Source organism: Neobacillus drentensis (genome assembly GCF_021560175.1).
In the GTDB taxonomy this organism is placed as follows: domain Bacteria; phylum Bacillota; class Bacilli; order Bacillales; family Cytobacillaceae; genus Neobacillus; species Neobacillus drentensis_A.
Map to the genome: position 1 here is coordinate 4,240,339 of NZ_CP091110.1, position 22,215 is coordinate 4,262,553.

The window sequence follows — 22,215 nt, forward strand, 5'->3', positions numbered from 1 at the left end:
GAAAATAAAAAAAGAACCCGCCAAAATCTTGGCAGGCTTCATACAGCTCGTTTATAATGTACTATTTCATTGGCTTAAAAGAATCCTGTTCTTGAACATACCAATTTTCTTCTGGAACAATATTAGAGACAGTTAAAATGAATGAGGGAATCCGTTCCACATCAAAGACAATAGCTCCAATTTTCTTAGTAAACATGATAAAGGCACTCCCATGGGAAAATTCAGCTAAAGTCTTACCAATATGCAGTAAAGACATGAGTATAGCTTGCTTCTCATCTGCTTCAATTAAAACTTGTGGTGAAAATCTTAAAATCCATTCTTCTCCATCAATAGAAAATCGGTACATGGGCTCCCCCTACCTCATATGACAAAGTTATTATTAAAACATATGAGGTAGAGTCTATATTATATTCATCAAAGAAATTATATTCATATTTATTAATAAATTATTCAGAACTTATCCGTTTTATGGGAAAAAACCACTTGTCTATTCCTTGACTGTCCATTTTCATTATTGTATATTTAAAGCATCATGTAAGCGAATATATTTCCTGAACATGATAATATTCAACTTGGTACCAAATGGTGCCACGATAGGCTTAGGAGGAAGAAGTACATGCAAAACGGTAAAGTAAAATGGTTTAACAACGAAAAAGGTTTTGGTTTTATCGAAGTTGAAGGCGGAGACGATGTATTCGTACATTTCAGCGCAATCCAAGGCGACGGCTTCAAATCATTAGAAGAAGGTCAAGAAGTTTCTTTCGAAATCGTTGAAGGAAACCGTGGACCACAAGCTGCTAACGTAGTAAAACTATAATCATTTCTACAAACAACCATTCAAAGGCTGACGAAATTCGTTAGCCTTTTTAATATGCTTAATTTAATTTCTTCCCATACTCGCGAAGCTGCTCGCCAACTGTACATTGAGAAATACAAAAACGATGAGCGGCTCTCCGGCCATCTGCTTTTTTGATAAATTTATGCAAGAAGCAGCCATTACAATATTGATTCATCAAGCCTTCTACCTGGCTCAATAATTCCTTTCTCACTGAAGGCTTCATGATGGGTAGCAACCTCCCCTATAGTATTAATGTTTTAGCAAAGATCTCTTTCCCCTCTAATGCCTGGGTAGCCAATTTGTCAGCTTCCTTGTTTTCTTTTCGAGGAATTACCGTGAATTTCGGATGCATTCCTAATGACTTCATTTTTTCCTCAATTCGGTCAAGCCAGCGGTTTAGGGTTTCTTCGTAACACGGCCAATCTCCTTCAAGCTGCTTTAATACACCTTGAGAATCACCCTTAAACTCGCATGATAAATGATGTACGCCTAGGTCTTCTAAGATATTTAATGCAAAATAAAATGCAGCATATTCTGCCTCATTGTTCGATTCCATTTCGTCAAATCGTTGATTTGCACGAATACGATATTTCTTTTTTCCTTGCTTAAAAAAGATCACTGCTCCAAGTCCACCCTGATTACTTTCCTTTTGAAAACCGCCGTCAAAAAAGACCGTTATGTCATGAGGGTCTTCCTCAATTTCCGTTAGCAGTTTTTTCATTTCCTTCAAAATCCAAGATGTTCCTGCTTCATCATAAAAGTATAATTCTGTTACTTTCCCACTGGCTTCAAGTTCTTCAGCCAATTGAACTGCCAATTCACCCGTAACCCACTCAGAAGAACATTGAACCTTTTCATTACTCTTTACCTTATATATCCACTCAAGCTTATATTTCATTTTTTTCAGCCTCTCATGATTGTTTTCTGCGTCTTACCATCTAGCCTATTCTGTCATGATAAAACTCTCGATGCTTTTATTCTGCCCACTTCTACCAAGAAAAATATTTACCTGCATGACGATATGAAAATATGTTAAACTTTTAATACTAAGAAGAACATTTATCATCCAAGGAGGAAGCAGTATTGATTGAAGTCTATATTGATGGAGCAAGTGCTGGTAATCCTGGGCCAAGCGGAGCCGGGATCTTTATTAAGGGAAACGGTACATCAGAAAAATATGCGATACCGCTTGGAAACATGTCAAATCATGAAGCAGAATTTCATGCTTTTATTGAAGCACTTGACATATGCTTAAAAAAAGGATTTGGCCAATCTATTGTTTCTTTCCGAACAGACTCTGAACTCGTAAATATGTCTGTGGAAAGAGAGTTTACTAAAAATAAATCGTATGCCCCCCTACTGGATAGGGCATTACAACTAACCAAAGAATTTGAATTATTCTTTATGAAGTGGATCCCAAGTGCTGAAAACAAAGTAGCAGATCAACTTGCTAGATTGGCGATTCAAAAAAATAGCCGAGAGGAGAAAAATTAGACATCATGAAACCATCATTAATTGCCGATTTAAGCCTGCTTTTTGTTACATTAATTTGGGGGACAACTTTTGTACTCGTTCAAAATGCGATTGATTTTCTCCCTCCCTTTGCTTTTAATGGCATTCGTTTTTCATTGGCAGCACTTCTTTTATTTTTATGTCTGCTCTTTTTTGATTTTAAACAGTTAAAACAGTTAAACTTAAAGTTATTAGGCTCGGGGGTATTTATCGGTTTATGGCTTTTTCTTGGCTATGTAACCCAGACCCTTGGTCTCTTGTATACCACAACATCTAAGGCAGGGTTTATCACTGGACTTAGCGTTGTATTGGTCCCACTCTTCTCCATGTTTTTACTAAAACAATATCCGAGTAAAAATGCTGTCTTTGGCGTTATTGCCGCAACAATTGGGCTATTTTTATTAACACTGGCTGATGTATCAGGTTTAAACATTGGTGATGGTTTTGTTTTTATCTGTGCAATTAGTTTTGGTATGCATATTATTATAACCGGTAAGGTCAGCAATAAATACCCTACTCTGCTTTTAACGGTTATTCAAATTTCAACGGTAGCCTTATTATCCACATTTTCTTCTTTCTTTTTTGAGGATTGGAGGAAGTCAGTAAGAATCGAGGTTTTATTGTCAAAGGATGTTTTAGCTGCATTAATCGTTACTAGCGTTTTTGCGACAGCAATGGCTTTTTTTATTCAAACTAATTTTCAAAAGTATACATCTACAACCAGGGTTGCGTTAATTTTTGCGATGGAGCCGGTTTTTGCCGCGCTAACAGGGTTTTTCTTGGCCCATGAACGCTTATCCATAAGTGCTCTTTTGGGTTGTATTCTAATCTTGCTAGGAATGATTTTTGCCGAGCTTCCAGCAGGAAAGCTTGCATTGTTTAGAAAAAGTGAAAGTTTGGAAAGTTAACAAGCTCCCATCATTGTCAGGGAGCTTGTTATAAATTAAATAGCCAATAATTCATTTTCCTTCACATATTTTAAAGCAGCTTTCCTCGTATTGATATTATTTGCAGTTAACATCTCGAGCAAGGCTACATAGAAACTCCCATCAAATCGTTTTTGCGCTTTTAAAGTTATTTCGATCGCAGTATTAATCATCTCATCAGAAGCATTTGTATAATGTTTACCGAAGAAAATAAAACCAACCGCATCGTCTTGGAAGTGAAAGCCCTTCCCTTTCAAGTAGTGCAAATAATCTTCAACTGTTAACAAGGTTTAGACCAATCCTCTCCCACACATATGAACAGTTAAAATCTTAACTTAATTTTAGACAATTTTCTATCTTTTTTTGTTAAAAGGTGTCCAATTACCCCAACTAATACTCCTAAAACTGCTCCTCCTACTACTTCCTCAGGTTGATGACCTAACATTTCTTTCAACTTTTTTGGGGCTTCTTGTTTATATTCCAGACTTTCTTCTTTATTGATTTTTTCAATTAAATCATTCATTGAATTTACTCTTAGGGTAAGTTCTCCCGTCTGCCTTCTAACTCCTTGCGCATCATACATAACAATTAAGCCGTAGACAAGTGAAAGTGCAAAGTCAAAGGTTGGTAATCCCCTTTGCAGTGCAATATACGTAGTCAAGGTAGAAACACCAGCAGAATGGGAACTGGGCATTCCGCCTGTTCCAAAAAATAGGTCTGGCCGCCATTCTTTCTTTTTAAAATAATGGATGGGAATCTTAACACCTTGGGCAAGACCAATGCTAAAAAGGGCTAAATAAACACCTTTGTTCATCCTATCACCTCTACTTATTATTGTTTAGAAAGTGGTGTTTTATTATTCCTAGTGGAAATACTAAAAAAGTGGAGGTGAGTGTTTTGACTAAAAAAGGTAATGCTAGTCGCGGAGTGAAAGCTCCTGGTGTAAATCCTCAAGGATATGGACAGGATGCAGAAATGACAGAGGATCCAAAAAGCCAATTGGAAAATAGGGCTAAGAAAAGTAACACCAAAATATAATACAACTATGAATTTTGGGTATGAGAAAAGGGTGTCCATATGGTTGGGACACCCTTTATACTTAGGAAACAATTGCCTCATTAAACGGAAGCAGCCGCTGTAAACCTCGAAGTTCCATTTCTTTCAATTTATTTAATGCTTTTTCCATGGGAATTTGCAGCCCAGCCTGATCCAGTTGACAGGTAACGGGAACATCACATTTTATTTCCGCTAGGATTCTAGACAAATGGAGCATATCTAAATCTTGCTCTATTTTTGATTTATGTGATTTTGATAAACGGTCAAGGTTCGAAATAATTCCTTCTACATGTTCGAACTCCTTTAAAAGCTTCAGGGCTGTTTTTTCACCAATCCCTTTTACCCCTGGATAATTATCACTTGGATCACCCATAAGTGCCTTTAAATCAATCATCTGTCTTGGCATGATTCCCTTTTCTTCATAAAAGGTTTGTGGTGTATGAACAAGGTAATTACCATATCCCTTTTTGAGTAAAATAACCGAAATATCCTCATCAAGTAGTTGTAGAATATCCTGGTCACCCGTTAAGATCGACACATGGGCAGTATCCTTCATTTGCTGGGCAATCGTTCCTATACAATCATCTGCCTCATATCCAGTCAAGCCGATATTAGGAATATCAAAGGACTCAACCACCTCTTTGACCAAATCAAATTGTGGGATAAGCTCAATCGGAGCCTCGCCCCGATTACCTTTATAATCAGCAAATAGTTCCGTTCGAAAGGTTTTACTGCCCATATCCCAGCATACGATTAGATGTGTCGGCTTAAATTGAGATACGGCCGTAAATAAATGTTTAACGAAACCATGAATTCCATTAGTCGGAATTCCTTTTGAATTTATCATAAATTGGCCTGTTACGGCAGTGGCATAAAAAGCGCGGAATAACAGTGCCATACCATCAACGAGCATTAGTGAAGGCTTTTGATTTTCCAATTCTTAGTCCCCCTCTTGGTATACTAAAAAAACAGCACGTCTACCATTATACCATAAGAAGACTAGGATGATGATTCAATTTTATTTTCATCATACGAAATCCAGTCACTAAAGCTTCCAACATACAGCTTCACCTTTTCAAAACCTGCTTCCTTTAGTGCCAGAAAATTGGGGGCAGCCGTTACCCCAGATCCACAATATACGACAATCGATTGATTGGGATTAAGATTGGAAAATCGCTGTAATTGTTCAGGAACCGGCAAATAATGACCAGACCTTACTCCCTCCATCCACGGCTTATTAAGAGCGCCTGGAATATGACCAGCTTTTTTATCTATTGGTTCTTCTAAACCAAGATATCGTCTTTCTTCACGTGAATCAATTAAGACCTGGTTTTGGGTTTCAACAGCTTCCTTGACCTCTTCAAATGTTGCCAGTAATTCGGGCCTTAATTTTAATCGAAAATCAGCCTTTTCAAAAAAGGGAACTTCTACAGTTACAGGTAAATTCGATTCGTGCCAAGTTTTAAACCCACCATCAAGTACAAACACTTTTTCATGGCCCATGTATTGCAAAAGCCACCAAAAACGAGCAGCAAAGGCCCCTTCTCCTTGATCATACGCAATGACAATTTTATCATTATCGATTCCTGCATCTTCGATCTTTCTAATCAAGTTATCAATATCCGGCAATGGATGACGACCACCATGCTCCCCGATGGTTCCTGATAAATCTTGTTCTAAATCAAAGTGGACTGCTCCAGGAATATGACTTTGTAAATAGTCTTTTTTTCCCTGTAATGGGTCAGCCAATGAAAACCGGCAATCAATCACTCTTACATTCTCATCATGTAAATTTCTCAATAACCATTCCTTGTCTTTTACAAACCTCATCCGGACGTCCCCTCCATTATTCAGATAGCTTTTGCTCTATTTCTCTTAATCGTTCGACCGAAACACCTCCATCTAATGCCGAAAGCAAACTTAAATAAAAATCTTCAGCCTGCCCCTCCATTTGTTGTAACAGAAGTGTAAAATTGTCAGTTAATTCAACTACATAATGGTCATTTAGTTTGACCGCTTGTTCTTTTAGATAATGGTCTGCCAACGGATTCAGAATTTGGAACAGTTCATCACTCATGAACTTCTTTTCGTTTTTCTCGAAAAAGGACTTTGGATTTTTAAAATAGGATAGTGCTTTACTGAGATGCTGTTGGCTTACATCCTTAAAGGCAATTGGAAAATCAATTTGATTATTTTCCTTTTTATCAAATACTGAAAAGGAGAGATCACAGTTTACTTCATGAAAACTCCTCATGAGACGTTCTTGATAATCGATGATCTGCTTTTCCATAAACCGATCTAATCTAACGGTTGTTGCTCTAAGCTCTTGAGAGAAGTCGTAGCCAAAACTTTCCAAAAATTCTTCAAGACCAGTTTGTAAGGCTCGCTTCAAATTGCGACCATCGTCCCTTAAGGTAGACGGATTAAACGCCTCTTTAAAAAATTCACTAAACCGCAGGAAGACTCTTTGTTTAATATAAAAAACTAGTTCTTCTGCTTCTTGTATCATTCGATTTTGCATAGTTTCAACTTTTTGATTTTCTAACAAATCCTTAATCTTGGCTTTTTGGTTTTCTAATTCAGTTCGTTGTTGTGCTTTACTATTCAGGTCTTGTTGAGAATTGTGGATAAGTGTAGTAACTAATTCACGTACCCGCAACAATTCCTTTTCTGCGGAGGCAATGGCCATTTCCGTTAGGTCATCGGAAATAAATTGATAAAAGGCCTGCTCAAATCCTTTCATCCCGGAGGATGATTCCGTATTCCCAGTCGTTTTCTCTTTTAATCCCAGAAGACTAGATAAGGAATAAAGATGGGGATTTCTAATCCCAAACTTCATTAGATTTTCTTCTACATATTGGGAAACAAATTCCTTTTCCTCGTCATTTTCCGCAAGATCAATGGCATTGATGACGAAAAACATCTTATCCATTTGAAAGGATTCCTTTACACGTCCTAACTGTATTAGAAATTCGCGATCTGCCTTCGAGAAAGCATGATTATAATACGTAACGAAGAGGATAGCATCAGAATTTTTAATATAATCAAAGGCTACACCCGTGTGTCTAGCATTAATGGAATCGGCTCCAGGGGTATCTACTAATGTAATTCCTTTCCGTGTTATCCCACAATCATAGTAAAGCTCAATCCATTCCACGTAACAGGATTTTTCTTCCTGAGCCACAAACTCCTGGAATTCGGATAAGCCCGTTTCCTTTACCGTACCAAGTAATGGAACAAACAGGTTATATCCTTTTTTAAATGCATGTAAAAAGGCAAAATGAGTTTTTTCAATAACAGTTTGCCCTTGCTCAAGTATGATCCGGTCAATTAAGGTTACTGCCTCGGAAAATCCAGCTGCATGCAAATCAAAAACCTTTAAGGAACGATTAATATCTTCAAGCATAGCATTTGATTCTTTAAACTTAACTAGAACGGTCCCGTGTGAATATTGATCCGTTACTGGCTTGATTTTATTGATTGCTGCCGTGGTTGGATTAGGGGAGACAGGTAATACCTTTTCGCCTATTAAAGCGTTGGCAAATGAAGATTTCCCCGCACTAAAGGCACCAAATAAGGCAACCGTAAAACCCTTATTCTCTAAACGCTCGGCTTTCTCGGTTAATTCCTTCGAAATCTTGTGGAAACCAGGCAGGTCTTTGACAAGCTCCGAAGTATATCGCAGCTTTGCCGTTATTTCCTTTAAGTGATTTCCTTTTGATTCCTTTTCATCTTTGATGACTACATGGTTCCTCTTTTTTCCCATTAAACTATCAGGCTTTGTTTTCAATTTCTTGAAGTCACCTTGGGAATGAACAACTTCGTATTCTTCGGCTTCACTTGTGAAGAGATGATAAGGATCTTCCTCTATCGTTGTCTGTGAAAGCAACAGTTCATTTATTTTCTTTTCTCTGTCTAAATGGATGTGCTCATTCCTTTTAAGATCTTCTAATGCGTTTACATACTTTTCAATTTTCCTATATTCCTGTTCATATCTGTGCTGTAAGCCAGCACTCTGTTCTTTTAATGCCGCAAATAATATCGTTTTAAAGTCTGTTAACTGATTTCTTGCATTTCTTTTGATTTCATTAGCTACGTCCTCCGTGTAATGAAGGATATAATCACCGGTAACACGCGCCCCAGGTTTAACTGTATTTCTTAATAAATCAACTGGAACAGGAATGGAATAGGATTGTGCTAAGCTATGAAGTTCAGGAAGATCAAGCTCGGCTGCTTTCAACGTACGGAGTAAAAATTCCCTGAGATGCCATTCCAGTTGTGTTTTTGTTTTCTCCACAAGATCCTCATAAAAACTTGTTAATCGTTTATTTTTCTCCTCTTCCGTTTTTTGTTTGGAAAACAATATACCCACTTTAAATTCAGGCTGACAACTTTCTAAATATTTCTCAGCTAACTCTCTCGTTTGGAACGGCATGAGATAGGCAGTCTTCATGATTTGGGCAATTTCCAAATCAAATTCCCTTTCCTTTTTACCCGTTCCCTCTTTGACACCGTTCAACCCAAATACCAGTTTTTGGTAGTTTACTGATAACTCTTGTTTCTCCTGCTCTGATAATTCATTGAGTACTTCTATTATAGGAGAAAGCGCCTCTCCTTCCTGCTTTTTCAATTGGCTTAAGTGGTCTAGTGCAATTTTCTTTAATGAGTGATAAATAGATGGAACTAATAGCTGGTCTTTCTCTGCCAGTTTATCTGCAATAAATTCCTGGAGCTGCTGAAACTGATTATAAGGGTGATGTTTCTCTTTTAAAGAGGTATAAAAAATTCTTGCAGGTTTTACCCCCCATGATGCAAAAGAATCGATCACACTCGTTTGAAAGTCTTGAAATGTTAATTCCTCATCTTTATGTTTATCAATTTGATTGATGACAAGATATATCTCTTTTCCTGCCTCCGTTAACTCTTTTGTAAATAAAAAATTTAATTCGGCTTGCACATGGTTGTAGTCCATTACATAAAAAATCAAATCAGCTAAATGGATAGCGGATTCTGTGGCAATCCGGTGAGCATCATCAGCCGAATCAATCCCAGGGGTATCCATGATGGTAGTATTTTCCGGTAACATCGATTGACTGTGACTAATCTCCACTTCCTCTATTGTGTCCCCGTCTTTACAATAATTTTTAACTAGATCGTAGTCATATGGTGCCAAATATAGTCTTGGTTTTTCATTTTTGAAGAATACTTTGGCATAATCCTCACCCGTTTTTACCTTAACAAGATTTGCACTTGTTGGAATGGGGCTAGCTGGGAGCAAATTCTCGCCAATTACCTGATTGATCATGGTCGATTTACCTGCTGAAAAATGTCCGCAAAAAGCGATTGAGTACTCCCGATTCTCTAATTTTTTTGCTAGCTGTTTCACTTTTTCAGATTGGACTGGATCATTCTGATTTCTTAAATATTCATAAATTGAAACAATTTTTCCTTTAAGTGTTTGAAAAGTTTCTACCCGTTTGGCTGTTTGCACCATTAACTTATTCCCCTTAGCATCGTAGTAATATTTTTTATTTTATACGATAATTCAAACATTTCCTATTATGTAATTTCCTTTTGGAGTGAAAACTTTCTGGTAATACTAAAAAAGCCAAGGATTTCTCCCTGGCTTTCCTTAAGAATATTACGATTGAGTTACATTTTTTAAGACGTGCTTCATGACAAATGCATATATAATCACCGTTCCACCAACAAAAGCAAAAGTCATTTTTTACACCTTCCTTGTTTTCATCACTTGAGAATGATTTTCATTATTATAACCATTTTATCATGAGTGATAATCACTTTCAATAAGCATTTCGGAAGTGTCACATTTATTTAACAATCTTTGGTATGAAACGGTGACAGTTTCGGAAAGCTTCATCATACTCAGTTAGTGTATTAAGAGCCTTTTCTTCCAAGGGAATTCGGATCTTAAGCATTAAAATATTTAAAGCAGTGAAAAGTACAGCGGTAAAAAAAGAGTTAAACAGTAATGGAACAGACATTAATTCAAGTGCGACGACCAAATAATTTGGATGTTTTAAATAACGGTATGGTCCTTTTCTAATTACATTTGTATTTGCCAAAACGAGTATTTTTGTATTCCAAAATCTTCCTAAGGAGGTAATAACCCATATTCTTACGGCCTGTGCCAAACCAAACAAACATAAAAACAAGGGCCACACAGGAGATATTCCCCTTGGTATCATTAAGGTTTCAGCGGATAAAAAAATAAAAAAAAGCACATGTAAAAAAAACATATACTTATAGTGCCTTTGCCCAAATTCAATAGCCCCCTGCTGTTTCATCCATTTCTCATTCCCTTTTGCAATATAAAGCTCGATGATCCGCTGTATACCGATGACAGATAGTAATAGAATGAATAAAAGTGATTCCTGCATTATTGCCACCTCAAAAGAAGTAATTCTGAGCTGAATCCAGGACCGAGAGCTGTTGCAAGCCCCCAGTCATTTTTAGCGATATCCTGCTCCATAAAACGCTTTAATACAAATAAAATGGTAGCTGAAGACATGTTTCCATAATTCTTAAGAACATGATGAGAGATGTCATTCATCGAGGGTTGAATCTCCAGTGATTTTATATAGGCATCTAATACTTTTTTACCTCCAGGATGGGCAATAAAGTGGTTGATTTGGCTGAGTTCCATTTGCTGCTCAGATAAAAAACCAATCACATTTGGTTTTAACCATGCTTCAATAATATGTGGAATGTCTCGAGAGAAAATGACAAATAACCCAGTGTTTCGGATGTTCCAGCCCATCACATCTAAAGAATTGGGCATCAGTGTTGATTGAGCAGCGGCAATATACGGTATGGCAGACTTCTTACTATATGCCTCTTTTTTAACTTCATCCCCTATGACCAATGCACAAGCAATACCATCGGCAAATAGCGATGTTCCAATCAAATTACTTTTTGAAAGATCATTCTTCTGAAATGTTAAACTGCAGAGTTCAACTGAAAGGACAAGTACTTTCGCCTTAGGGAAGGCCTTACAGTATTCAAAGGCCCTTGATAATCCTGCAGCCCCCCCAGCACAGCCCAATCCCCAGATTGGCACCCGTTTTATATGGGGATTAAAAGGTAAATGGTTAATAATCCTTGCATCAATACTCGGGGTTGAAATTCCGGATGTTGAGATAAAGAAAATAGCGTCAATCTCTTCGTATGAAATGGGTTCATTTAGAAAGCTATTACTTTGTAAGCATTTCACGATTGCCTCTTTACCGAATGTAACAGCACATTCAATATAGGCATTGTTCTTCTCCTCAAAAGAATGATCTTCTTTAAACCATTCCAAACTTTTTGCAAAGTATCTTTTTTCAATTTGGCCGTTCTGGAAGGCTTTTAAGAGTCTCTCAATATCCTTGAATGAGCCGAAAAAAAGGTCTCGCGCAAACATAGATGCCTGATCTTGATTGACTTGAAAAGGGGGGGTGACTTCTGAAACGGATAAAATGGAAGGCATGAATCAGTCTCCTTCTTTATGATTAAGGATATTTTTTCCGTTAAAGGTAAATTTATTCTCAACTAGTCAGCAAAAAAAAAGCTTCCCACTGCTGGGAAGCAAACGTTTTGAAGGTTGTTGCTGTGCAATTAAATTATATCGCGGTTTTGAATTTCCTTCATTAGATAAACTTTTCCAATTAACTATTTTCTTTCCTATCATTCTCCTGTGCTTATTTTTCGGATTGCTTTTGTACTTCAATTTTAATTTTGTTAGTGGCCAATACCCCACACACCTTACAATACTCTTTTTTATCATATAAAAGTCGACAATTCTCGCAATAATATTTCTCCAACAAACATCACTCACTTTCTAAAAAAATGAACTATATTATTAGCATATTTTTCTATTTCAAGAGTGTTACCCAATTCAACATATAGGAGCAAAGTGTTCGTGAAGTAATATTCAATTACATTTATCACTTGCGGAACAGGGGCGTTCACAGTTTATTCATATTTATCAAACGGGTTAGTGATATAAATCACTGTTATATCAAGTTTTTATCATTAACATAGTAATTAGATAAGGAATGAACAATTTGTGAATTTCGCAAATTCATATTTCCCTTTCGTAATTGTTTTGTATTATGAAAGAGAGAAGTGATTTATTTATTGTTAATATTCTGAAGGGAGTGCAAGGGGGATGGCGAAAGCGGAATTGAAAACAAAACAAAAAACAGAAGTGGAAGATAGCTCTTCTCTTAAAGGGACATTAGCGTCCGTTTTCTTTTTGGGGGCATTTATTATTGTGTCTTGGGTAAGTGTCTATTACCTATTCGTCGAACGTTTTTAACTGATTGAAAGGGGGGTAAGTTGTTATGCATATGCATAAATTTGAAAAAATTTGGCTGACGTTCGGTATTGGCTGCCTTGTCGTTTTTCTTTCAGTGGTGGGCGTCAGCGCTTTCTACCTAGGCAACAAGCCGGCTAGTTGTTTAACTACTATTAATTCTGAAAAGGTGGATCAGACAAAGCCTTTTGATAAACCCGGTTTACATAAGGCGGAGGGAAAAGAATGGGATTATGAGTTAGTTTTTGTAGCATCCACATTCTCCTATAATCCAGCACAAGTTAAAGTACCGCTCGGTGCAAAGGTGAAGGTTATCGCTACAACAAAAGATGTTATACATGGTTTTGAAATGGCGGGTACCAATATTAATATGATGCTTGAGCCGGGGTATGTCAGTGAATATACGACTACGTTTGACAAGGCCGGCGAATATTTGGTGGTTTGTAATGAATACTGTGGTACAGGACACCACTTAATGAGTGCAAAGATTGAGGTGGTTAAATAATGGCTAAAGAAACAGCAAAAATAAAAGTAGACCCGCGTGATGCAAAACTTTCAATGGCACACTTTTTCGTTGCCTTTTCAGCACTTGCTCTGGGTGGTTTGATGGGGCTTCTGCAAACCCTTGTGCGTTCTGGTAAATGGGAACTTCCTTGGGGAATTGATTATTATCAAATTTTAACTGTCCATGGTGTTCTAATGGGTCTTGTATTAACAACCTTCTTTATTATGGGATTCCAATATGCGGCAGTAAGCAGAACAGCCGGTGCTCATTCAAACGCTGCCAGACGTCTGGGCTGGATAGGTTTTTGGGTGATGTTAATTGGTACCCTAATGGCGGCAACAATGGTATTACTTAAGCAAGCATCCGTCCTTTATACATTTTATGCACCACTTAAAGCGCATTGGATCTTTTATTTAGGTTTAACCTTTGTTGTGGTTGGAAGCTGGCTTGACGGTGCAGCGCAAATTATGACTTATGCAAGATGGCGGAGAAATAATCCTGGCAAACCAAGTCCATTATTAAGCTTTATGGCTGTCATAAACACCGTACTTTGGATTGTCGCTACTCTCGGGGTAGCAGCAACCGTTTTATTCCAACTGCTTCCATGGTCACTTGGTTTAGTTGACACTGTTGATGTTCTAGTCAGCCGTACCTTATTCTGGTATTTCGGTCACCCATTAGTTTACTTTTGGCTTCTGCCAGCGTATATGTGCTGGTATGCAATCATTCCAAAAGTAATCGGAGGAAAAATCTTTTCTGATTCACTAGCAAGACTATCGTTTATTTTATTCCTGCTGTTCTCCATCCCGGTTGGATTCCACCACCAATTAACGGAGCCTGGTATTGATCCGGCATGGAAATTCTTACAAGTTATTTTAACCTTTATGGTTATTATTCCATCTTTAATGACTGCTTTTTCATTATTTGCAACTTTTGAAAGGTTTGGCCGCTCCAAAGGGGCAACTGGTCTTTTCGGCTGGTTTAAAGTATTGCCATGGAATGATGCACGCTTTACAGTTCCATTTATCGGAATGGCTTCATTTATTCCTGCCGGTGCAGGTGGGATTATTAATGCCTCAAACCAAATGGACGAAGTAGTTCATAATACAATTTGGGTAACGGGTCATTTCCATTTAACAGCTGCAACATCTGTTGTATTAACATTCTTTGGTATCTCTTATTGGCTGGTACCACATTTAACTGGACGTAGATTAACGAAAGCGATGAATAAATTGGGTATAATCCAGGCATGGGTCTGGTTTATCGGTATGGTATTCATGTCAGGAGCGATGCACATTGAAGGTCTGCTTGGCGGACCAAGACGTTCTGCTTTTTCAACCTATGGCGGAGCAAAGCAGGCGGCCGAGTGGATTCCTTATCAAATTGCGCAGGCAGTAGGCGGTTCGATTTTATTCTTAGGGATTATCTTAGTCATTATAATTTTTGTCAATCTTGCGTTCTTTGCTCCTAAGGGCGAAGAGGAATTTCCTGTGGCAGAAGCGGAGAGTACTGAACAACAAGCCCCAATGGTGTTTGAAAATTGGAAACTATGGCTTGGTATCACTGCAGCACTCATTTTATTTGCTTACACGATTCCGTTTATAGATATTATCCAAAATGCTCCTCCTGGTTCAAAGGGTTTCCAAACATGGGGTAAATGGTAATTGGTAATCGATCAAAAAAGGCTTCAATCATCGAGATTGAAGCCTTTTTTTCGTTAATTTAGTTTGTAAACATCTGAATATTTTTTATATAGATAATCAATTAAGTAGTTTGGATTCAGCCCTTCCCCAGTGACATCCTGCAAGATCTCAAGTGGTTTTTTTAATTTTCCGTATTGATGAATCTTTTCAGTCAGCCATGACTTTATTGGTAAAAATTCACCATTTTCCACCAAGCGATTAAACTCGGGAATCTCTTCTAGCAATTTATGTTTAAATTGGGCCGCATACATATAACCTAACGCATAGGATGGAAAATAACCAAAGCTGCCGCCTGCCCAGTGGACATCCTGCAGGACTCCTTCTGCATCATTTTTCGGACGGATCCCAAGATACTCTTCATATTTATCATTCCAGATTTCTGGTAAATCTTTTACTTCAAATTCACCATCAAATAACCCTTTTTCAATTTCATAGCGGATAATGATATGGAGCGGATAGGTTAATTCATCCGCCTCGATTCGAATAAAGGATGGCTTAGACTCATTGATTGCTCGATAGAAATCGTCCAGTTTTACATTATCAAATTGGCCATCTGCGGCATACTGTTTCAAAAGTTCAAAGTTGTTTTTCCAAAAAGAATAGCTTCGTCCTAAAATATTTTCATAGAAAAGGGATTGAGACTCATGGATACCCATTGAAGTTCCAGTACAAAGCGGTGTACCAATCAATTCCTTCGAGATGTTTTGTTCGTATAAAGCATGCCCCCCTTCGTGAATAGTACCAAAAATGGCCGTTCTAAAATCACTTTCATTGTAATTTGTGGTGACACGGACATCACCGGGATTGAGTCCGGTAGCAAAAGGATGGACGGTTTCATCCAATCTCCCAGCCTGAAAGTTGTATCCCATTTTTTCTAAAATCTTCAAACTAAAAACTCGTTGTTGCTCTTTCGGAAACTTTTCAAATAGAAATTCCGTTTTTGGCTTAAAAGAAGATTCTGAAACAGCTTTAACTAACGGGACTATCTTGTCCCTCAGCTCTTGAAATACTTGATCAAGTACACTTACTGTCATCCCAGGTTCGTACATATCTAATAGAACATCATATTTATTTTGTTGGTATCCCCAGTAGTTGATAAATCTTTTTGTCATGGTTACTAGCTTTTCTAGGTAAGGACTAAACAGAGCAAAATTAGCTGTTTCTTTTGCTTCTTCCCAAACACTTTCCGCCTTGGATTGGAGAATGACGTATTCTTTGTATTCTTCTTCGGGTATTCTTTTATTTCGCTCATACTCCCGTTTGCATTCCTGCAAAATCTTGCTTGTCTTTTCTGTCAGCGATTGTTTTGTTAAATTAGCTATGTATGCAGCCATTTCCTCGGAAGTGGACATTTTAAATACTTCAGAGGAAAGCATTCCAATTACTTCCGACCTCTGTTCTATTCCTTGTTTTGGAGCCCCGGTCCGCAAATCCCAATAAATTAGTCCAATTGCCTCATTATAAGCGGAGATTTTTTTTACAAAGTCTAAGAATTCTTTTTCTAATTGCTTACTGTTCATACCAAGACCTCCCTGCATAATTAGTTAAATTCTAACATACAATTCAAAATCGCTGACTTAGAGAGTAAAAAAAAACAACAGGATATCTGTTGTTAGAAAAAAGAGAAGTTATTAGGAAAATAAATTTTAAAGTTTAAAAGGGTTGAGAGAGTTTTTCAAGCACTAATCAATTGATGATTGATTAGAATCATTTACAGGTTTATAACGTTTGCACCTCCCATAGTTTGTTTACTTCATTTTTATTATAGTTGAATATACATAAATCCCATTGTGCTACTTATCACACCTATGGCATAATTTTATTAATAAATTGTGAATAAAGGCGGAATAAACATGACCGAACTGGTAGGCTGTTGTTGTAGGTGCCAGAAAGAAGTTTATTGCTTAGATGGTTTTTTAAATGGTGTTCATCGCGACAAAAAAGAGATCTTTTGTTTCGATTGCTTTGAGAGATTCATTAACGAAACGAAAAATCCGCAAAGCTGAGCTTTGCGGATTTTCTCCTCTTATTCTTCATCCAGCGCTAAATCTTTAACAGGAAGCTGTTCTCCCTCTTTATGCGTTGGTTTACGTAAATGAAACAGTGCCTTAATGCAGAAAACCAACAATACCACTACACCAATAAGGAATATGGTGTCAGGCACCGCCCGCCAGGTTAAGAGTGTTTGCACAAGGTCTTTTTGCAAGAAGGCTGCTGAACGGGATGCTGCATATCCATGATGGAAAGCTTCTCTTATTTGAATGAACCCAACAGGAAGTAAGGATAAGAAGACCATACCCGCCAAGCCGATATTGAGCATAATACAGCTAAATTTAATCCATTTATCGTTCCAAAACTCGGGTTTGACAATATTACGCAATGAGTACAGAAGTACTGCAACCGCAAACATCCCGTAAACCCCCATCATGGAACCATGACCATGTGCTGGCGTTAAGAATTGCCCATGTTCAAAATAACTTACTGCCGGAAGATTGATCAAAAATCCTAGCACACCTGCACCTACTAAGTTCCAGATGGCGACAGAAATTAAGAACCAAAATGTTCCTTTATAAGGAAAATCAATCCCGCCTTCCCGCATCATTTTATATTGTTCGTATGCCTCAAGAATTAATAATGTCAATGGGATAACTTCTAAGGCTGAGAATACAGCCCCAAGACCTAGCCAAATCTCGGCTGACCCATTGTAATAATAGTGGTGACCAATACCAATCACACCGCTGCCTAATAATAGGATTAATTGGAAGTATAGCTGTCTGACCGTAGATTTTTTAGTGACAAGTCCTAATTGAACCATCAAGAAACCAATAACGACAACAGCAAATACTTCAAAAATCCCTTCAACCCAGAGATGGATAATCCACCAGCGCCAATAGTCTGCAAATGTGAAACTAGTCCCAGGATTAATAAATAGCGCAAAGATATAAAACGCCGGTACCGCAATGGCTGAGTAGAATAACAAATGAATTAGTCCACCCTTATCAGATTCTCTTTTTAAGCCTGCCCGAATTCCACGGTAAACGATAAACAGCCAGATTAGCATACCGACAATTAGAATTAACTGCCAAATCCGTCCTAATTCAATATATTCCCAGCCATTGTTTCCAAGCAGGAACCAATTATTGCCTAAATATCCCTTCGCACCAAGCCATTCTCCTGCCATACTGCCGCCTACAAGGACAACTAGTGCCCAAAATAAGATATCGACTAAAAGTCCTTGTTTCTTTGGCTCATATCCACCCACAAGCGGCGCAACATAAATACCCATTCCAAGCCAGGATGTTGCGATCCAGAAAATAGCCAGTTGTAGATGGAACCCTTTGGTAATATTAAAGGGCAGAATATCATGAATCCACTTAATACCGAAGAAACTATCAGGCTCTATATAGTAGTGGGCCAGTAAAGCACCAAACATACACTGAACAAAAAATAACACAGACACAATAACAAAATATTTTCCACTCTTTACTTGTGAACTTGTTACAGGAATTTTTCGTAAATCGATTTTAGGGAATTGCCCCTCTTTGTATGCTTCCTTCATCCCAAACTGATAACGGTAAAACACAAATAGGATAATTCCTACCATTAATACAAATAGTGTAATACTGGCACCGCTCCACCATACCGCAGAAAAAGAAAGGTGGTTTCCGGCATCTTCGTAATAAGGCCAGTTATTAGTATATGTGATGGTATCACCTTTTCGGACTGTACTTGATAACCAGGCAGTCCAAAAGAAGAAATCAGATATTTGTGTAATTTGGTCACCTTTCGCCACATATGCCCGGTTCTTTTCCGGCATATCCGTTTCTTTAATCAGATTGGCCTTTAACCCCCAACCGTCTCCTTTGGTAAACACGTCTTGATAATGTTCTCTTACCTTTTCAAGACCAAAAGCTTGGGCATTTGTTAATTTCATTGTATCTTCAGCACTATCATAGCGATTTTTACGCATTTCTTTAATCACATTATTTTTAATAACCGATTTTTCATCATCATTAAGGGAGTCAAAGTCTTTGCTGTATTTTTCCTTTGCCTTAAAAACCTGCATTCCTTTTGTATAGATTGTAAGGGCTTCAGCCGTATAATCTGGCCCCATGTAAGAGCCATGTCCTAACACTGTTCCATAATCCATTAAACCATACTTTTGAAAAACAGCTTGCCCTCCCATAATTGACTCTTTTGTAAAAAGAACCTCACCCTTCTCATTTGTTACCTGCAATGGTCTTGGAGCCTGTTCTTTGAATATCCAATAGCCCCCGGCAAGCAAGACAGTAAAGCTTAGTAAAATAGTAATTATTAAAACTGACTTTAACAAACCATTTCGATTTGTATTCACCACTTTGTTCAATGTTTTCCCCCGTTGTAGTTCCATCCAAATTCATCCTTTCTTATTTGTTCACATTTATTATTGTAACGGTGGAGGATCACTTATAGAGTGAAGTCCCTCATCGTATCCCTGTGATTTTTCTCACATCATTGAGAATGAGTTTCAAAAGATGTGACACTATGACGGAGGTCACTTAATTACAAGGTAAACACTGCTAAAATGTAACTTAAAGAAGATGAATGACTTACATGAGGTGTTGTTAATGAAATGTGAGGATATTGTTAAAAGATTATCAATTGTGCCGATTTTCAAAGAGTTATCAGCTAAAGAACTTGATCCAATTGTAAAAATTGCCCAAGCTCGTTTTTATAAAGATAGAATGTACGTCTTTATGCAGGACGATCCTCTTGATCGAGTGTTTTTTATCCACTCAGGGAAAATTAAAATCTATAAATCCGATTTAACGGGGAAAGAACAATTAATCTCTGTGTTAGGGCCTGGTGAAATGTTCCCCCATGCTGGTTTCTTTAGGAAGGGGAAATACCCAGCATACGCGGAGGTTTTGGAGGATGCCGAGCTTATCATCATTCCTATTGATAGATTTGAAAAAATATTAATATCTTATCCAGAATTATGTATTAAGCTGTTTAAGGTATTAGGTGAAAAGATTGTGGACTTGCAAGGAAGGCTGGAAGCACAAGTCCTTCATAATACGTATGAACAAATCATTTTACTGCTTGTTCGACTATGTAAATCTAATGGAGAAAAGGTTGGAGGGCTTTATAAATTAACGACTCAATTCACTAATCGTGAATTAGCGAATATGATTGGAACCTCAAGAGAATCCGTCAGCAGAACGATTACCCAGGTTAAAAAGAAATCATTGGTTTCCCAAGATGAGAATGGATTTTACTTAATCAACCGTGAGGCTCTCGAACAGGAATTATTTTATTAAAGGCTGTGTTAATCTTGAATGTTGATTTCCGTTCCAGGCGGCTTCGCTCCAATCCACATGCTAAAAATCAACAATAAAAAAGAAAGCGGAAGCAATTTAAACTTCCGCTTTCTTTTATTTTTCGATTGGGTCTGTCGGCAGGACGGCTTTTATTTCTTGCAGCACAGTTACATCCAGTTCATCATCGAGAAGGATATGGACGGTTCCCTCATCCTTTTCAGTTCTAATTAGCCTGCCAATTCCTTGGCGAAGCCGGAGAAGCATATAGGGTAAGTCTACTTCCAAAAAGGGATTAGTAAGCCCATTCTTTTTAGCAGTAAATACCGGATCATTAGGCGGAAACGGAAGAGAAAAAATAATGACATTTTCTAATGACCTGCCTGGAACATCAAGCCCTTCCCATAAATGAATCGAAAAGAGAACAGCATGTTCTTCATTTTGAAATTTCGAAACCAACGTGCTAATCTCCTCATCTCCTTCAAAATATACAGGATAAGGAAAGGCACTTGAAAGCTGCTTCTTAAGAACTAATAATTCTTCATGGTTATTAAGGAGAATTAATGCTCGTCCTTCAGACTGAGTAATTTGCTTAATTAAATATTGAACCTTCCCATCGACCTCATCTTTTGGAAAACGAGGCAGAAATACTTTCATTTTTTCATCATAATCAAATGGCGACGCCACGGAAAAAGAAACGTATTCGCTAACGCCAAGGCTATTGGCCATGTAATCAAATGACTTATGATTTGAAAGTGTAGCTGAAGAAAAAATAAACGGCTTCTTCTGTGAAAATACTTCCTCACGCATTACTTCCTCGACCATTTTAGGCATGATCACAAGGGTTCTTTCTCCACCCTTTTCTTCAAACCAGGTAATCCCATTCAGTTCTTGAAGGAATAATGATAGTGAATAGGTAATTTGTTCTAAATATTCCTCAACAATTTTCAAATCATACTCATTAATTACATATAACTCACTTTCAAAAACCAGCTCTTCTTCAAGTGACTGCAAGGTTGACAGCAGCTTTCGACAGGTTTTCATCACCAATGGATGCTTGGTTATGACTTGTTTTTCAGATCCTTGTGATTGAGAAGAAAATTGAGAAATAGCATCAAAAAATGCCTCATTTGCCAAAAGCGCCTCTTCAATCGTATATAACGTCTTTTCACGGACTTCGTTTTCCATTAACCTAGTTAGTAATGTATCTAATGTATAATCCGTAAAACGGTAGCTCAATGCTTTCTGTGCAGCATATTCCAACAAGTGTCCCTCATCAAATACGACAGAGGAATGCTCTGGTAACAGCGGCAGCTGTCCTTCCCGTTTTCGTGATTCTTTCGTCCAAATATGCTCCATGTAAAAATCATGAGAACAAATGATTAAATCGGCCGCATGTCGATAAAATTCCCGGTGCAGAGTTAAGCCGCAGCGATGACGTTTATCACAAGAGAAGCAATCCTGCAGCGCATCCCAATTCACATTACTCCAAATTTCATCCGAAAGAGATGGATAATCCCGTCTGTCACCATATCTTTCAAAAGACTGCATGGATCCAACGGAATGAACAAAATCAGGAAGTTCCTGATAAACCTCTGAAATCTCATCCGAAAAATTATTGTTTTTGACCTGATCCAGTTTTTTCAAACAAAGATATTGATCCCTTGATTTTGCCAGACGCACATCTATCTGCAAATCTAAAATCTTCTCAAGCTTTGCAATATCTCCTTCTTTTTTAACCAGTTGTTCAATTAATGTCTCGTCAGCACAAGCAATCACTGCAGGCCTATTCGTATAACGAGCATACATGATAGCATACAGTAAATAGACAATCGTTTTCCCCGTTCCTACTCCTGCCTCGGCAAACATTACTTTTTTCTCTTTAAAGGCATTTTCTAATTGAAAAGCCATATAAATTTGTTCGTCTCGTAGTTCAAAACCTGCTTCCGGTAATACATCATAAAATAGGTCGCCAATCCATTCCCCTAACTTGTCATAAAAAGACTCCGTTTTTGAAATTTCAAATGGCATTCGGTTGTGCATGAAAACCCCTCCCCCATA

General features: G+C 37.7%; 21 protein-coding genes. 8 read left to right on the top strand and 13 right to left on the bottom strand.

Translation table 11 applies throughout. From position 1 onward, the window contains the following. Nucleotides 1-61 precede the first annotated feature (61 nt). Nucleotides 62-346, bottom strand: coding sequence for a hypothetical protein (locus L1999_RS19925; protein ID WP_235740137.1), 285 nt, complete (start codon nucleotides 344-346; stop codon nucleotides 62-64). A gap of 270 nt (nucleotides 347-616) precedes the next feature. On the opposite strand from L1999_RS19925, the gene cspD reads away from it, so the two are divergent. Continuing rightward, nucleotides 617-817, top strand: a complete 201-nt coding sequence (gene cspD, locus L1999_RS19930; RefSeq protein WP_071459908.1) for a cold-shock protein CspD — start codon at nucleotides 617-619, stop codon at nucleotides 815-817. 58 nt (nucleotides 818-875) lie between these two features. Here cspD and L1999_RS19935 read toward each other — a convergent pair whose 3' ends face one another. Further along, complete coding sequence (locus L1999_RS19935) at nucleotides 876-1,061, bottom strand: zinc-finger domain-containing protein (RefSeq protein ID WP_235740138.1); 186 nt, start codon at nucleotides 1,059-1,061, stop codon at nucleotides 876-878. Nucleotides 1,062-1,079: 18 nt separating this feature from the next. Beyond that, nucleotides 1,080-1,736: a reverse transcriptase-like protein gene (locus L1999_RS19940; protein WP_235740139.1), complete on the bottom strand. Its 657-nt coding sequence runs from the start codon at nucleotides 1,734-1,736 to the stop codon at nucleotides 1,080-1,082. 185 nt (nucleotides 1,737-1,921) lie between these two features. Between L1999_RS19940 and L1999_RS19945 the strand changes: the two genes are divergently transcribed. Both L1999_RS19945 and L1999_RS19950 read left to right on the top strand, forming a co-directional pair. After that, nucleotides 1,922-2,332 (top strand): reverse transcriptase-like protein, encoded by a 411-nt coding sequence (locus L1999_RS19945; RefSeq protein WP_235740140.1) that lies wholly within the window; start codon nucleotides 1,922-1,924, stop codon nucleotides 2,330-2,332. A 5-nt stretch (nucleotides 2,333-2,337) separates the two neighbouring features. After that, nucleotides 2,338-3,258, top strand: a complete 921-nt coding sequence (locus L1999_RS19950) for a DMT family transporter (RefSeq protein ID WP_235740141.1) — start codon at nucleotides 2,338-2,340, stop codon at nucleotides 3,256-3,258. Nucleotides 3,259-3,293: 35 nt separating this feature from the next. Here L1999_RS19950 and L1999_RS19955 read toward each other — a convergent pair whose 3' ends face one another. Together L1999_RS19955 and L1999_RS19960 are read right to left on the bottom strand one after the other, a co-directional pair. Continuing rightward, nucleotides 3,294-3,563 (bottom strand): DUF6123 family protein, encoded by a 270-nt coding sequence (locus tag L1999_RS19955; RefSeq protein WP_235740142.1) that lies wholly within the window; start codon nucleotides 3,561-3,563, stop codon nucleotides 3,294-3,296. A gap of 35 nt (nucleotides 3,564-3,598) precedes the next feature. Further along, nucleotides 3,599-4,090 (bottom strand): divergent PAP2 family protein, encoded by a 492-nt coding sequence (locus L1999_RS19960; protein ID WP_215043022.1) that lies wholly within the window; start codon nucleotides 4,088-4,090, stop codon nucleotides 3,599-3,601. Between the two features lie 83 nt (nucleotides 4,091-4,173). On the opposite strand from L1999_RS19960, the gene sspL reads away from it, so the two are divergent. Next, nucleotides 4,174-4,314, top strand: a complete 141-nt coding sequence (sspL, locus tag L1999_RS19965) for a small, acid-soluble spore protein L (RefSeq protein WP_215043024.1) — start codon at nucleotides 4,174-4,176, stop codon at nucleotides 4,312-4,314. A 61-nt stretch (nucleotides 4,315-4,375) separates the two neighbouring features. Here sspL and L1999_RS19970 read toward each other — a convergent pair whose 3' ends face one another. The 5 genes from L1999_RS19970 to L1999_RS19990 all read right to left on the bottom strand — a co-directional run bounded on the left by L1999_RS19970 (nucleotide 4,376) and on the right by L1999_RS19990 (nucleotide 11,821). Next, nucleotides 4,376-5,269, bottom strand: a complete 894-nt coding sequence (locus L1999_RS19970) for a 5'-3' exonuclease (protein WP_275677135.1) — start codon at nucleotides 5,267-5,269, stop codon at nucleotides 4,376-4,378. 62 nt (nucleotides 5,270-5,331) lie between these two features. Beyond that, complete coding sequence (locus tag L1999_RS19975) at nucleotides 5,332-6,162, bottom strand: sulfurtransferase (protein WP_235740144.1); 831 nt, start codon at nucleotides 6,160-6,162, stop codon at nucleotides 5,332-5,334. Nucleotides 6,163-6,178: 16 nt separating this feature from the next. Continuing rightward, complete coding sequence (locus tag L1999_RS19980) at nucleotides 6,179-9,826, bottom strand: dynamin family protein (RefSeq protein ID WP_235740145.1); 3,648 nt, start codon at nucleotides 9,824-9,826, stop codon at nucleotides 6,179-6,181. Between the two features lie 337 nt (nucleotides 9,827-10,163). After that, nucleotides 10,164-10,733 (bottom strand): isoprenylcysteine carboxyl methyltransferase family protein, encoded by a 570-nt coding sequence (locus L1999_RS19985; protein WP_235740146.1) that lies wholly within the window; start codon nucleotides 10,731-10,733, stop codon nucleotides 10,164-10,166. Then, nucleotides 10,733-11,821: a type III polyketide synthase gene (locus L1999_RS19990; protein WP_235740151.1), complete on the bottom strand. Its 1,089-nt coding sequence runs from the start codon at nucleotides 11,819-11,821 to the stop codon at nucleotides 10,733-10,735. The genes L1999_RS19985 and L1999_RS19990 overlap by 1 nt, the downstream gene beginning before the upstream one ends. Nucleotides 11,822-12,502: 681 nt before the next feature. Between L1999_RS19990 and L1999_RS19995 the strand changes: the two genes are divergently transcribed. From L1999_RS19995 to L1999_RS20005, 3 genes are read left to right on the top strand one after another with little or no spacing between them, the layout of a single operon-like run. After that, nucleotides 12,503-12,652, top strand: a complete 150-nt coding sequence (locus L1999_RS19995; RefSeq protein ID WP_215043034.1) for a cytochrome c oxidase subunit 2A — start codon at nucleotides 12,503-12,505, stop codon at nucleotides 12,650-12,652. A 25-nt stretch (nucleotides 12,653-12,677) separates the two neighbouring features. Next, nucleotides 12,678-13,154 carry a cytochrome c oxidase subunit II gene (locus L1999_RS20000; RefSeq protein ID WP_235740153.1) on the top strand — a complete coding sequence of 159 codons (477 nt, stop codon included), beginning with the start codon at nucleotides 12,678-12,680 and terminating at the stop codon, nucleotides 13,152-13,154. Next, nucleotides 13,154-14,818, top strand: coding sequence for a b(o/a)3-type cytochrome-c oxidase subunit 1 (locus L1999_RS20005; RefSeq protein ID WP_235740155.1), 1,665 nt, complete (start codon nucleotides 13,154-13,156; stop codon nucleotides 14,816-14,818). Before L1999_RS20000 ends, L1999_RS20005 begins: the two co-directional genes overlap by 1 nt. A 53-nt stretch (nucleotides 14,819-14,871) precedes the next feature. On the opposite strand, the gene L1999_RS20010 is transcribed toward L1999_RS20005, so the two are convergent. Together L1999_RS20010 and L1999_RS20015 are read right to left on the bottom strand one after the other, a co-directional pair. Continuing rightward, nucleotides 14,872-16,377, bottom strand: a complete 1,506-nt coding sequence (locus L1999_RS20010) for a carboxypeptidase M32 (RefSeq protein WP_235740157.1) — start codon at nucleotides 16,375-16,377, stop codon at nucleotides 14,872-14,874. Between the two features lie 506 nt (nucleotides 16,378-16,883). After that, a complete protein-coding gene (locus tag L1999_RS20015; RefSeq protein WP_235740159.1) occupies nucleotides 16,884-19,247 on the bottom strand; it encodes a nitric-oxide reductase large subunit in 2,364 nt (787 codons plus the stop codon). A 217-nt stretch (nucleotides 19,248-19,464) separates the two neighbouring features. Here L1999_RS20015 and L1999_RS20020 point away from each other — a divergent pair, with 217 nt between their 5' ends. Then, nucleotides 19,465-20,157: a Crp/Fnr family transcriptional regulator gene (locus tag L1999_RS20020; RefSeq protein ID WP_235740160.1), complete on the top strand. Its 693-nt coding sequence runs from the start codon at nucleotides 19,465-19,467 to the stop codon at nucleotides 20,155-20,157. Nucleotides 20,158-20,271: 114 nt separating this feature from the next. Here the strand turns inward: L1999_RS20020 and L1999_RS20025 are convergent, their stop codons facing one another. Then, nucleotides 20,272-22,197 (bottom strand): ATP-dependent DNA helicase, encoded by a 1,926-nt coding sequence (locus L1999_RS20025; RefSeq protein ID WP_235740161.1) that lies wholly within the window; start codon nucleotides 22,195-22,197, stop codon nucleotides 20,272-20,274. Between the last annotated feature and the right edge of the window lie 18 nt (nucleotides 22,198-22,215).